This window comes from Bartonella sp. HY761, from assembly GCF_026743145.1.
Taxonomy (GTDB): domain Bacteria; phylum Pseudomonadota; class Alphaproteobacteria; order Rhizobiales; family Rhizobiaceae; genus HY038.
Window position 1 is genome coordinate 2,986,215 of record NZ_CP104887.1, and the last position, 12,664, is coordinate 2,998,878.

A 12,664-nucleotide genomic window follows, 5' to 3' on the forward strand; every position below is an offset into this window, starting at 1 on the left:
CAAAAATAGGTAAAACCATAAAATTTACATTTTCTGGCATTTTACTGATAATTAGTTATATCCTCTTCATTGGTTTAACTATTCAATATATTGCATTTTTTTACGACATATTTAAGTGGTTATATAATTTAGTATTTTAATTACAATCACTTTTATTATTTATGTAACCATCATAATTACGGCGGTAGCTTGCACGTTGAAGATAGAAGATGTTAGCTATTACAAACGCGGATAATCAATCACCAATAATGGCGTGGCTCCAATAGATTGAGAAATAATGAGCAAGCGTAGATTTTGAAAGCTTAGCGAAAGAATCTATAATAGAATATAATCCACCAATTGTAGGCTTTTCATGTCGCATGCGCCAATTGCGTAGTTTAAAAAAAGATAATAACAAAGCGAAAAATCAATAATTTTTACGTATTATAATCATTAATTACCCCAATATACTGTTAATAAAGCAAGAAAAATCAATTTTAGATTTTTCTTTTAATATTGAATAAATATAGTCAACTTGCTTAAATACTAGGCATTAATTTTATATTACAAAACACTAAAATACAGAGGTTTTATTATGAAAAAAATTATTCTTGGTTTGGTTTTTGCTTTAACGAGCACAGCTGCATTTGCTGCTTGCACTCAAGAAGAATATACTGCCAAAGCAACTGAATTATCAACCAAATTTCAGCAAGTCATGATGAAAGATCCTTCCAGTGCACAAAAATGGCAAACACGTATGAGTGAAGTTGCGCAAGCTGAAGCAGCTAAAGGCAATGGCAATGACATTAATGCAGCATGCGATATGATGGATAATCTTATTAAAGAACTCGAATCTGCACTTTAATTTTAAATACTGACGCATTATGAAAAGCATATATTGTTTTCAATATATGCTTTTTGTGTTTTGAACCCTTAAACAAAATTGCCATTTTAGTTATGGGGTCGCCAATTAGGATAACGACATTGCTATTGTAAGGAAATTGGTTTCCCTATCACCTGTGATGATAATTTGCTGCGCATCCTTTAACACCAACACCTTATCCATCATATCACTTTCAAGACCACAACGACGATGAATAAAATAGCTTTTGTTTGATCGTTATTACTCATCTCATCATTACTGTGAGCTTTACCTGATTTTCCTCTATTATCGCGTGATAGTGATAGTCACCGTTAAAACTATCAAATATCCTGCCCTAATCAATTATTGCCATTATTAACTCATCGCCTAATAGCCAGTTTTGCTTGTTACTTTAATATACACCATTTTCATGATGGGCATTTTAATATAAATGACTGAAATTCAATTCATGAGGGGTTTATAATGAAAAGAACTATTCTTTCTATCATCTTTGCAATGTCGACAACACTCGCTTTTGCAAATTGCACTGAAGATGAATTACGAGCAAAGAATATGGAGCTTAACCAAAAGGTAAATAAAGCTATCACGGACAATCCTGAAAATTCGCAAAAATGGTATGCCCGTATGGCAGAACTTAGCGAAAATTGGACGTCTGAAAATGATGATATTAATAAATTTTGCGATATGCTTGATAAGCTTATCAAGGAAGTTGACGCTGGATTATAAGGATTAGCTTCTCCATTACAGTGATAAGAAGAATATATTGGAAATATTATACTCTTTTCTTATTTGTTTTTTGTTTAAACAAAATTACCTTTCCAATCAACCGGACGCCAATTAGGATTATCATACCAATCCTGTAAGGAAATGGGTTTCATCCTATCACCTGTTATGGCAATTCGCCTCGCATCTTTTAACGACAACAACTCATCCATAACATCGTTCTCAAGACTACAACCAAGGCGAATAAAATAATTGCCCGCCTTATCGGCATTGTTCACCTTAATATTACTTTGAGCTTGGTCTTGCCCTGCCCTATTATCTTGCTCGATAGTGATGGTTACCTTTAAAAAGCTATCAAATATTTTACCCTTAATCGGATAGCGCCAAATCGACTTATAAAATTCAGAATCAATAATATTTTGGTGTGTTGCAGCTTGACTTGCCAAAAAGGTGTTAGCGTAGCCTTGTTTTTGAAATTTTAGAGCGATATCGTCAGCCATAAGATTAGCATCGGCTAGGCTTACTGACTTCATCGGAATATCAATGGTATAGCCAGTAATATATCCTGCCTCTATGTTAACGATGAATGTTGCACTTAGCGGCAATTGAATAGGGGAACTATTATAAAGCCAAATATCATAGACACCCAAAAAATCGCTGCTAACGTCATTTTTTCCAAACAAAAAACCCGGCCATGAATCATCATGCAGCTCATTATTATGATTATGCAATGCATCAAAGGGATCGATGTCATTATTGATAAAAAAATCTCGAAAGGGTTGTAATACTTGTAACCGGATTGTCTTTATGACCGTCGACTTCTTAGAAAAAAATTTAACGACACCAAATCCAGCAAGCGCAAGAAGCGGTAGCCCCAAGAATATTCGCCGTTTTACAAAAGCCATCTTAATCATAAAACCTTCGACAACTCGTTAAAATGTGATTGAAGATTATTTTTCATAAACTTACAAATATTAGGCATTATTGAAGGTAATTTGATATTGAACCTCGCACAAAATAATTGGGCAGTTTTGCCTTCGGCAATTAGAGCAGCCTTGTAAAAACCTTCCTATAATTTTTATATACTAACCTTATAGCAGATTAAAAAACTCTGGGAAGAGTTTTTCATTAAAATAAATAAATTCAATAATTTAGCTTAAACTAACAATATAATATAAGAAAATAAAAAGGCATGTAATGTTTCCAATACATGCCTTCATTCAGTGCAACAGCATCAGACATTTAGTCCGCCTGATTATTATCACCGTTATTTATTTTGCTTGGCCAAATTGCGCAAAACATATTGCAAGATACCGCCATTATGGAGGTAATCAAGCTCTTCTAGCGTATCAACACGGCAAAGAAGTGGTACTTCCTTAATGCTGCCATCACCGCAAGTGATGGTTGCCTTGGTCATCTGGCGTGGCTTGATTTCATTCAACCCCTCAATAGTGACAGTTTCTTCACCATTTAGCCCAAGAGTTTTCCAACTCGTACCTTCTTCAAAAACAAAAGGCACAATACCCATACCAACTAGGTTGGAACGGTGGATACGCTCAAATGATTGGGCAATAACCGCACGCACACCTAGAAGATTGGTGCCCTTAGCTGCCCAGTCGCGCGATGAACCATTACCATATTCAATACCGGCAAATACCACCAATGGAACGCCTTCATGCTTATATTGCATGGCTGCATCATAGATGGATTCTTCTTCCTTAGATGGGTAATGAATAGTGTAACCACCTTCACGCCCGTTTTCACCAAGCATGAAATTGCGAATACGAATATTGGCAAAAGTACCGCGCATCATAACTTCATGGTTACCACGACGGGTACCATATTGGTTAAAATCTGCAGGCTTTACACCATGTTCCATAAGATAACGGCCAGCTGGCGAATCTGCCTTAATCGAGCCTGCAGGTGAAATATGGTCGGTAGTAATTTTGTCGCCAAAAAGACCAAGAATATGTGCCTTTTCAATGTCTTTTACTGCGGTTGGTACGTGTGGCATATTTTCAAAATAAGGCGGATTACGCACATAGGTTGAATTATCATCCCAAGCATAGGTTTTACCTTCTGGCACTTTTACTTGCTGCCAGTTAATATCACCCTTGAAAACATCGGCATATTTTTCCGAAAATAGCTTACGTGTAATATTTTCTTCAATAAATTCTTGGATCTCTTTCGATGATGGCCAAATGTCTTTAAGATAAACAGGTTGCCCATCAGAACCGGTACCAATTGGATCCTTGGTTAAATCTTTGCGCACGGTACCTGCAAGCGCGTGAGCGACAACAAGTGGTGGGCTTGCAAGATAGTTTGCCTGAACATCAGGTGATACGCGGCCTTCAAAGTTACGGTTACCGGAAAGAACCGCCGCCGCAATAAGCCCCTTATCATTAATGGTTTTTGAAATTGGCGCAGGCAATGGGCCTGAATTACCAATACAAGTGGTGCAACCAAAACCAACAAGGTTGAAACCAAGCGCGTCAAGATCTTTTTGCAAGCCTGAACTCTTTAAATAGGCTTCAACCACTTGGCTACCTGGAGCAAGCGAGGTTTTCACCCAAGGCTTAGCTTTCAGCCCCTTGGCAACTGCATTACGAGCCAAAAGACCTGCAGCAATCAAAACGCTTGGATTTGATGTATTGGTGCAAGAAGTGATTGCGGCAATTACCACATCACCATGGCCAAGATCGAAATCTTCACCTTCAACTGGATAGCGATCCTGTTGACCTGTTGTTTTCTTATATTCATTTTCAAGCGCGATATCGTAATTAGCACCAACATCTTCAATTGGCATACGCCCTTCAGGACGCTTAGGGCCAGCCATTGATGAAACAACGGTGCTGATATCCAATTCAACCACATCGGTAAAGATTGGATCAGCCATGCCAGCTTCACGCCATAGCCCTTGCGCACGCGAATAGGCTTCAACAAGCTTGATGCGATGTTCGTCACGACCCGTCATGGTAAGATAACGTACGGTCTCGCTATCAATTGGGAAGAAGCCACAGGTTGCGCCATATTCAGGGCCCATATTAGCAATAGTCGCACGGTCAGCAAGGGTCAAATGATCAAGGCCGGGGCCGAAGAATTCAACAAATTTGCCTACAACGCCTTTTTTACGCAACATCTGGGTTACGGTCAAAACCAGATCGGTTGCGGTAATGCCTTCGCGGATTTTACCGGTAAGACGGAAGCCAATAACTTCTGGAAGCAGCATGGATACAGGCTGACCAAGCATACTTGCTTCAGCTTCAATGCCGCCAACACCCCATCCAAGAACACCAAGACCATTGACCATGGTGGTGTGGGAATCGGTACCAACGCAAGTATCAGGATAAGCAACGGTTTCGCCGCTATCTTCACGGATCCAAACTGATTGGGCAAGATATTCCACATTCACCTGATGGCAAATACCCGTACCTGGGGGCACAACGCGGAAATTTTTAAAGGCTTGCTGACCCCATTTCAAAAAGCGATAGCGTTCGCCATTGCGCTCATATTCAAGGTCCACATTGTGTTTAAATGCGAGTGGATTGCCGAAATCATCAACAATAACCGAGTGGTCGATCACAAGATCAACCGGTACTAAAGGATTAATAGATTCAGGATCATCGCCAAGCTTAACCATCGCATCACGCATGGCAGCAAGATCAACCACTGCAGGGACACCAGTAAAATCCTGCATCAATACACGAGCTGGGCGATAGGCAATTTCTGCCCCTGCACTGCCCTTATCATTAAGCCATTTGACAACGCTTTCGATGTCCTCTTTCTTGACCGAGCGACCATCTTCAAAACGCAAAAGATTTTCAAGAAGCACTTTCATGGAAAAAGGCAGTTTTGAAACCCCTTCAAGACCATTTTTTTCAGCTTCAATTAAACTATAGTAAACATATTCTTTGCCATCAACATCAAGTGTTTTGCGGCATTTAAAACTATCAACTTGCGACACGACTGTTCGTCCTTATGCTTGCGGGCCAGAGAACGAACCAACTCACTGCAGGTCAAGGCTACAAGCGAGGTGCGGGTGCAGTCATTTCCGCTGTCCGCCCCTTTCAACCAAGATTTTTAAAATATTGTTTTTAAAAATTAGATTGGGAGATCGGCCCAAAATCGTCAACCACGCCGACCGCTGGCATGACTGTTCTTCTTATAGAGGTTTTTTTGGAACTGTTCCAGAGTTAAATATTCAAAAACGAATGACTCAATAAAAATTCCTCCACCTCTATTGTTTGTAATAAGTATTTTAAAGTGATTTTAAAAGAGCAAAACTAGCCTTTTTCGGAAAATACCGTTAAACCAAGTCTTTAATTGTTTAAATTGGGCAAATTTTTCAAAACTCCAACCAAAAAACGCCCAGTGACAGAGGATAGAATGCAGCTTATTGGTGAAAATCTTTGTATTGAGCGGGGCGGCGAAATCTTGTTTTCTTCAGTCAATTTTTTGTTAGAAGAGAATCAAATACTGGTTATAACCGGTGCGAATGGCGCAGGAAAATCCACCCTATTGCGAATCATTGCCGGACTTTTATCACCTCTATGCGGGACAATAAAATTTTTTGATGGTGTTTCTCATTTTGAAGTGGCGCCTTTTGCCCATTATCTTGGGGAAAAAAATGCTATGAAGCCTCATTTAAGCGTTGCTGCCAACCTTAAATTTTGGGCGCGTTTTTACCAGCCATCACTCACAGCATCAGCCATACAGAGTTTGATCGAAAATGCCCTTGATAGGCTTAATCTTCGCCATGTGATCAACCTACCCTTTGGAGTACTTTCTACCGGCCAACGCCGACGTATTGCCATTTGTCGGCTATTGCTTGATGATCGGGTTTTATGGATTATTGATGAGCCGACCAGCGGCCTTGATAGTGCGGCGAGTGATATATTTTCAGCTTTGATGCAAGAGCATCTCGATAATAAGGGTATGATTATCGCGGCGACCCATTTACCCCTTGGCATAGATACCGGCCATAATCTTGTTCTTGAACCGTTTACCGGTAATGATGAGGCCATAAAATGACAGCTCTTTTTTGGCGCGATATTAAACTAAGCTTTGGTGCAGGTAATAGCATTATTATTTCACTGCTGTTTTTTTTGGCTGTAACAACCATTGTGCCTTTTGCCGTTGGCCCTGATCCAGAGGTCTTGCGAAAAATTGGTGCTGGCATGGTATGGGTTGGTGCGCTTTTATCAATTTTATTAAGCCTTGAACGAATGTTTCAGACAGACGCCCAAGATGGTAGTCTTGATCTTATCATTATGGGGCAAGATTTTACCACCCTAGCGCTCATCGTCTTTAGCAAAGCCATTGCCCATTGGATTGGCACGGTATTACCGCTGATTATTGTTGCACCGCTTTTTGCCCTATTCCTTAATCTTGAACCTTATTCAATCTTGATTGTTGTTTTAACCCTTATTCTTGGCACACCAGCCATTACCTTCATTGGTGCAGTTGGGGCTGCCCTTGGCGTTAGCTTGCCGCGAGGAGGCATGCTTATTTCGGTGATTGTGTTACCACTAACCATGCCAATTATGATTTTTGGTGTTGGTGCGGCTAATAGCATTTTTTCGCCAACCGATAGTTTAATGGCACCTTTGATGTTTCTTAGCGCTTTTAGCCTGATATTTTGTCTCATTGGGTCAATTGCTGCAACATTTACCCTTAAATATTTGTCGGAATAAGCAAGTTATCATTGCAGTTATATTATTAAACACTTAAAATGATTCTATAAAACAGAATTGAAGTAAGCATATGGACATGACAAAGCAAAGCTGGTGGCAAAAACTTGGCACCCCTACCTATTTTATGGAGCTTTCAAAAAAGCTTTTACCTTGGTTTGCTATACTAAGCATTATTGGCTTAGTGATTGGGTTATACCTTGTTTTCACCGCTCCTGATGACTATCAGCAAGGCTCAACGGTTAAAATCATGTTTATCCATGTGCCTTTTGCTTGGCTTTCCATGCTTTGCTATACTGTAATGACCATTTCGGCGCTTGGCGCTCTTATCTGGCGACATCCTTTAGCCGATGTTAGCATCATCGCAGCAGCGCCGATTGGCGCGGTATTTACCGCCCTTTGTCTGCTAACCGGTTCGATATGGGGGCGGCCAACTTGGGGCGCATGGTGGGTATGGGATGCAAGGCTAACCTCTGTGTTGGTATTGTTTTTAATTTACCTTGGCATCATTGCTTTATCTCATGCTTTTGATGATTTTAGCAAATCTGCCCGCGCCAGTGCAATTTTAACCTTGGTTGGCTTTATCAATATTCCCTTGATTAAATTTTCAGTTGATTGGTGGAATACCCTTCATCAACCAGCCTCGCTTTTACGCAGTGGTGGCTCGGCAATTGAATCATCGCTGCTTTGGCCGCTTTTAGTGATGGCCTTTGCTTTATCGTTTCTATTTGCTACCTTACATCTTATGGCGATGCGCAATGAGGTCTTAAATCGCCGCCTGATTAATTTACAAAAAAAGGCAGCCCGCCAGAATCGCTCAATCAAAGGGGAAGCTGCATGAACCATTTAGCCTTTATACTTGCCGCCTATGGCGCAGCAGCTTTTGGCATTATCGTCCTTACAATCTCAATTATTTGGCGCGGTCGTATTTTAAGTCGCAAAATAGCTCTCTTAGAAGCTGTTGACCCAAGGCGGCAAAAAAACAAAAAGCCTCTTTCAGCAAGCCTACAAGATGATCAACCATGAGTGATAATCAACGCCCTAAGCGCCGCCTTGCACTGTTTATTCCGCTTGCTGCTTTTATGCTTTTTGCGACCATCGCCCTTATCCGCATTACTTCAAACAATCCTGATACCGCCAATTCATTGCCCAATGCTTTGGCAGGACAAGAAGCACCACAAACGCAATTGCCAATATTGGCTTTACGCGAACCAACTAGCGAGATATTTGACCCGGCACAATTTAAGGGCCGTGTTACCTTAGTAAATTTTTGGGGTTCATGGTGCCCCCCCTGCCGCGAAGAGCACCCACAACTTTTAACCCTTGCCCAGGATTCTCGCTTTGACCTTGTTGGGATTAATTTTAAAGATAATCAAGAAAATGCCACTCGGTTTCTTGGCGCTTTTGGCAATCCGTTTAAAATAATTGGCTTTGACCCACGCGGCCGCGCCGCTATTGAATGGGGTGTTTATGGCCCGCCTGAAACTTTTATTTTAAACCGCGAGGGTAAAATAGTTTTTAAGCATATTGGCCCAATCATGCCAGATAATTTAGCCAAAACCTTGATGCCTGAAATTGAAAAGGCGCTACAATAACAGCGCCTATCAATCCATCATCATTTTGTATTTAACCAACGGTTGGTTGTACTATGATCAACATTGATACCGCGCTCCAATAATAGCTCTTCAATATCTTTAGCTCTAACAATAACGCAAATACCAATTGATAGCTTGAAGAATGATTATTGCATCAAAGTGGCAACCTTTAAAATCATTCCCTGCACGATGAAATAATTTATTCTTTAATTTTGCTAGCATCTATGGCTCCCTAAAATAGGCAGGCATAGTCTCAAGTTTTCATATTTTTTACGTTAATACAAATTACGAATAATATTTGCTACAACGCGGGAAGTTCCGAGTAAAACTGATGCCGCAAGGAAATTGGTAAATAAAATGAAAAATGCAGGTAGTCAAATCACAGCATGCTGTGAAGGTGGCAAGGTAGTTTTCGGTTCAGGTAGAGTTAAAACGATACCTAATTTACACTTATAGGATTAATGATTATGCTATTTCATTCATATATATTTTGGGGCACTATCCGCAAAGATAGTCAATTCAAGATAATTAACGACCAAGCAAATGAAATATTTGCTGATATGGGATTGGATATTACTCATATTAGTTATGAATCTTATAAATATAATAGTAAGGTTTTTCGAAATTACAGTAGAATGAATAAAAAGTTAATTAATTTTAATGATAATATTAACAGAATATATATCGCCAATTTTGTTAATACCGGAAAAGAATCTGATTTTTTATATGAGTATGAAGTAGAATTTGGGTTCATTAATAAACATTATGAAAAATATATTTTAAATAATGAACAACAAAATGATATATGCTATCTTACAATTAAAAAAGATTATTTAAACGATGAATTTAAACTAAGAGCATTACCCAAATTTAAGTTAATCAGTGGATACATCTTAGATAAATTTGAATATCAACACGTTACTTGTAAAAGTCGTATTAAATCTATAACATATTCACTTGAATACCAAAATAAAAGTTATTCCAAATCAATTAATATTTTGGAGCGTGAAATTTATAAATGAACGTTAAAGATTAAATTCCCTCAACATTATTGGCATTTGCCATATGGGTTGCCTTTATCACCTGTCCTGGTTGCTGAGGGCGGTTGCGATAAAACATGATGGCAGCATTAATCTCGGCGCCAAGAATAGAAATTGAGGCGATGATATAGAGGAAAATAATTGCCACCATGATCGAGGCAAGACCTGCATAGGTTGAAACATAATTAGCAAAGGTTGCAAGATATTGCGCAAAAAGCATCGATGCCACCAACCATGTAATAATGGTAAAGGCAATACCCGGCAAAATATCCACCAATTTGCGTTTTCCAGCAGGTAGCCATTTATGGGCGGTAACTAAGGTCACCAATAGAATAATAATAGCAATGAAATATCGCCAAAAGCGGATTGTACCGACATAAGGCGCAAGTGCTGGTACTTCGCGTTGTGCAATGGCGATTACGAGAGGTGCAAGAACTAGCAAAAAGCTGATAGCCATAAGCCCTATCGTGCCAATAATCACAAAGACAAGACTTTGTAAGCGGCAAAATATAATGGTACGATTATCTTTTACACGGTAAGCACGATCAAGCGCTGTGCGTAAAGCTTCGACGCCATTAGAGGCAAAATAGGCCGCACCGATCGCCGAAAGGGTCAATAATCCGCCGCGCTGAACCGTTAAAACATTGGTAATTTCCTTGCCAATTGGCTGTTTCAACGCATCAGGCATCATTTCCAAAATATAGGTAACGCTCGTCGCTGCATAGGCTTGCGCACCCAAAAAGCTCGCTAAGGCGGTGGCAAAAATCAAAAAGGGAAAAAACGCCATGAGGCTTGAAAGTGCGACATAACTAGCGAAAGCAGAACCCTGTTCAGTAAAATAATGCCCAATGGCATTAAAAAGTATTTGCCAGCAATATTTAAACCAACCAACGCGTTCTTCGTCTTTTTCTGCCATATTGCAACCTCAAAAGATATTTACCTTGATGCATTACACCAATTTTGTCCGGCAACCTTAAACTATTTTTAACAAAATGGCTAAAAACTCGTAAAAAATTTTTGTTAATTTTGAAATCACTTCGCTGAATGTCAATTATTTTTACCATTTTGCAAACGGCTAAGATAAGGTTGGATATGTTGCTTGATAAAATCTTCAGGCAAGGTTTCCAATTCTGCACGGGCAGCATGGGGATTGATAATCCCAAGAGGCGCCGCTACCAGCAACCAATTGATAATATGGAAAATCGGCAACCAGCTATTGCTTGTATAAGCTTCAATATCAATCACCCGTGGGACACGCTGCGCACAACAAGCCGAAAATTCTTGATATTGCGGTGAGCGTGGCAAATATTGGACATCACGCCAATAGGCTGTATCATCGCGCGGTGTATCATAATGGAGGCGTAAAAAATCGCAAATTTCATTCCAACTTTGATTATTAGCAATATTAAATCCATCGATAATATTTTGACCAATAACGCCGCGGCAATTATTAATGATGCGCTCAATATTGCGCAAAGTTTCTAAGCTTTGACCAATGGAAGCTGCCTCTAAAGGCTCGACAAAGCCTGCAGCAGCCCCAAGAGCAATAAGATTATTGCACCATATGCGTTCAAAATTACCTTGATTAAAATTTAAAACACCTTCGAATGTAACGGAATTGCCAAATAAAGCTTCTATTTCATCGGCTGCATGGTCTGCACTGCTATGGCGGCTTGAAAAAATATAGCCGGCACCAATGTGCTGTCTTAACGGCGATTGCCAAATCCAGCCAGACTTCATTGCGCGAGCAGTTGTAAAGAATTGCGGATTTTTACTTTTTTGCCGAAGGGAAAAGGTCACAGCTTTATCATTGATCAACTGGTCGCTAAAGGAGCGCCAATTTTGGCCATAGGTCGCGCCAATACCTAACCTTTTCATGCTCGATGCATCAATGACGAAATCAGTTGGCAAAACAGCTTCATCGGTTTTAATCGCTACAACATTGCCGTTTTCTGACAATAATAATTGTCGAACGTCAATCGCGCTTTGTTTAATATTTCTGTTGAGCGCTTTGCTTTTTAAAAAATTTTTAAATTTATAACGATCAAAATGAAAGGAAAGCGCCAATCCAGTATTGGCAGTTTGCAACTCAGCAGCGGCATCATATTGTGAAGCATTTTGTTGAATTAATTTAAATCCTGGGAAAAAATCGTGCAGATTTTGCAAGCTTGCAATGCGCGAAATCAATAAGGGATTGGTTCCAAAAGCTTCTAGCGTCAATTCTGGTACATTGGCATCTTTTTTAGGGAATAAATGATAATATGCTTCATTTTCACCATTTGAACGCCAATTTTCAAATTTTGTCCCAATTTTAAAGGTGGCATCAACTGTGCTGTAAAACTCATCCATCTGAATTTGGTTTCGCTGCAATGTGGATAAAAGGTTGACCAAACCTCCCTCGCACATATCTCCAATTGGTTGTGTGTCGTCGTCAAAAACGGTGATCTCAACCAAAGGCCCAAATAGCCGGCGAAATGTTAAAGCGGCAAGCCATGCAGCAATATCACCACCAATAACTGCTACTTTTTTGATAGAACGCAAGTCCAACACAATATTGGCCTTTCCTCAAAATTTATCGAAAATTTGAATAATTAAAGACCGTGATTTTGCCTCTTTGGGGCAGCATCACCGACACCTTAAACAGCACACCTTTGAAACGTCCAATAAATGATAGATAAAATAGAATGCGAATAAGGATTATGCTTGCAACCATTATAGCTAGGGCAAGATCATTTTTTGCAAATGATCTTTAAT

12 protein-coding genes are annotated in these 12,664 nt (G+C 39.7%); 8 read left to right on the forward strand and 4 right to left on the reverse strand.

The genetic code is table 11. The features are described 5' to 3' along the window. The first annotated feature begins 574 nt into the window (after nt 1-574). The gene (locus tag N6A79_RS12950; protein WP_182418031.1) at nt 575-844 is read left to right on the forward strand and encodes a hypothetical protein; all 270 of its coding nucleotides are present in this window, start codon (nt 575-577) and stop codon (nt 842-844) included. 480 nt (nt 845-1,324) lie between these two features. After that, nucleotides 1,325-1,588, forward strand: coding sequence for a hypothetical protein (locus tag N6A79_RS12955; RefSeq protein WP_182418033.1), 264 nt, complete (start codon nt 1,325-1,327; stop codon nt 1,586-1,588). A gap of 74 nt (nt 1,589-1,662) precedes the next feature. On the opposite strand, the gene N6A79_RS12960 is transcribed toward N6A79_RS12955, so the two are convergent. Continuing rightward, the gene (locus N6A79_RS12960) at nt 1,663-2,490 is read right to left on the reverse strand and encodes a hypothetical protein (protein ID WP_268546260.1); all 828 of its coding nucleotides are present in this window, start codon (nt 2,488-2,490) and stop codon (nt 1,663-1,665) included. A gap of 362 nt (nt 2,491-2,852) precedes the next feature. Continuing rightward, a complete protein-coding gene (acnA, locus tag N6A79_RS12965) occupies nt 2,853-5,549 on the reverse strand; it encodes an aconitate hydratase AcnA (RefSeq protein ID WP_268546261.1) in 2,697 nt (898 codons plus the stop codon). 422 nt (nt 5,550-5,971) lie between these two features. On the opposite strand from acnA, the gene ccmA reads away from it, so the two are divergent. The 6 genes from ccmA (at nt 5,972) to N6A79_RS13000 (ending at nt 9,892) form a co-directional block, all read left to right on the forward strand. Continuing rightward, nucleotides 5,972-6,616, forward strand: coding sequence for a heme ABC exporter ATP-binding protein CcmA (ccmA, locus tag N6A79_RS12970; RefSeq protein WP_268546262.1), 645 nt, complete (start codon nt 5,972-5,974; stop codon nt 6,614-6,616). Then, nucleotides 6,613-7,278: a heme exporter protein CcmB gene (ccmB, locus tag N6A79_RS12975; RefSeq protein WP_268546263.1), complete on the forward strand. Its 666-nt coding sequence runs from the start codon at nt 6,613-6,615 to the stop codon at nt 7,276-7,278. The genes ccmA and ccmB overlap by 4 nt, the downstream gene beginning before the upstream one ends. A gap of 70 nt (nt 7,279-7,348) precedes the next feature. Then, entirely contained in the window at nt 7,349-8,116 is a 768-nt protein-coding gene (locus tag N6A79_RS12980) for a heme ABC transporter permease (RefSeq protein WP_182418038.1), read from the forward strand. After that, a complete protein-coding gene (gene ccmD, locus N6A79_RS12985) occupies nt 8,113-8,301 on the forward strand; it encodes a heme exporter protein CcmD (RefSeq protein WP_182418039.1) in 189 nt (62 codons plus the stop codon). The genes N6A79_RS12980 and ccmD overlap by 4 nt, the downstream gene beginning before the upstream one ends. Then, nucleotides 8,298-8,870, forward strand: coding sequence for a DsbE family thiol:disulfide interchange protein (locus tag N6A79_RS12990; protein WP_268546264.1), 573 nt, complete (start codon nt 8,298-8,300; stop codon nt 8,868-8,870). The genes ccmD and N6A79_RS12990 overlap by 4 nt, the downstream gene beginning before the upstream one ends. Nucleotides 8,871-9,337: 467 nt before the next feature. After that, the gene (locus tag N6A79_RS13000; protein ID WP_268546265.1) at nt 9,338-9,892 is read left to right on the forward strand and encodes a hypothetical protein; all 555 of its coding nucleotides are present in this window, start codon (nt 9,338-9,340) and stop codon (nt 9,890-9,892) included. A gap of 10 nt (nt 9,893-9,902) precedes the next feature. Here N6A79_RS13000 and N6A79_RS13005 read toward each other — a convergent pair whose 3' ends face one another. Next, nucleotides 9,903-10,826 (reverse strand): YihY/virulence factor BrkB family protein, encoded by a 924-nt coding sequence (locus N6A79_RS13005; protein WP_268546266.1) that lies wholly within the window; start codon nt 10,824-10,826, stop codon nt 9,903-9,905. Nucleotides 10,827-10,957: 131 nt separating this feature from the next. Beyond that, entirely contained in the window at nt 10,958-12,460 is a 1,503-nt protein-coding gene (locus tag N6A79_RS13010) for a tryptophan 7-halogenase (RefSeq protein WP_268546267.1), read from the reverse strand. Nucleotides 12,461-12,664 lie beyond the last annotated feature (204 nt).

Bases quoted from the DNA above. Each gene is read 5' to 3' on its own strand.
- N6A79_RS12950 (WP_182418031.1), top strand. From the start codon at position 575: ATGAAAAAAATTATTCTTGGTTTGGTTTTTGCTTTAACGAGCACAGCT.
- N6A79_RS12955 (WP_182418033.1), top strand. From the start codon at position 1,325: ATGAAAAGAACTATTCTTTCTATCATCTTTGCAATGTCGACAACACTC.
- N6A79_RS12960 (WP_268546260.1), bottom strand. From the start codon at position 2,490: ATGGCTTTTGTAAAACGGCGAATATTCTTGGGGCTACCGCTTCTTGCG.
- ccmA (WP_268546262.1), top strand. From the start codon at position 5,972: ATGCAGCTTATTGGTGAAAATCTTTGTATTGAGCGGGGCGGCGAAATC.
- ccmB (WP_268546263.1), top strand. From the start codon at position 6,613: ATGACAGCTCTTTTTTGGCGCGATATTAAACTAAGCTTTGGTGCAGGT.
- N6A79_RS12980 (WP_182418038.1), top strand. From the start codon at position 7,349: ATGGACATGACAAAGCAAAGCTGGTGGCAAAAACTTGGCACCCCTACC.
- ccmD (WP_182418039.1), top strand. From the start codon at position 8,113: ATGAACCATTTAGCCTTTATACTTGCCGCCTATGGCGCAGCAGCTTTT.
- N6A79_RS12990 (WP_268546264.1), top strand. From the start codon at position 8,298: ATGAGTGATAATCAACGCCCTAAGCGCCGCCTTGCACTGTTTATTCCG.
- N6A79_RS13000 (WP_268546265.1), top strand. From the start codon at position 9,338: ATGCTATTTCATTCATATATATTTTGGGGCACTATCCGCAAAGATAGT.
- N6A79_RS13005 (WP_268546266.1), bottom strand. From the start codon at position 10,826: ATGGCAGAAAAAGACGAAGAACGCGTTGGTTGGTTTAAATATTGCTGG.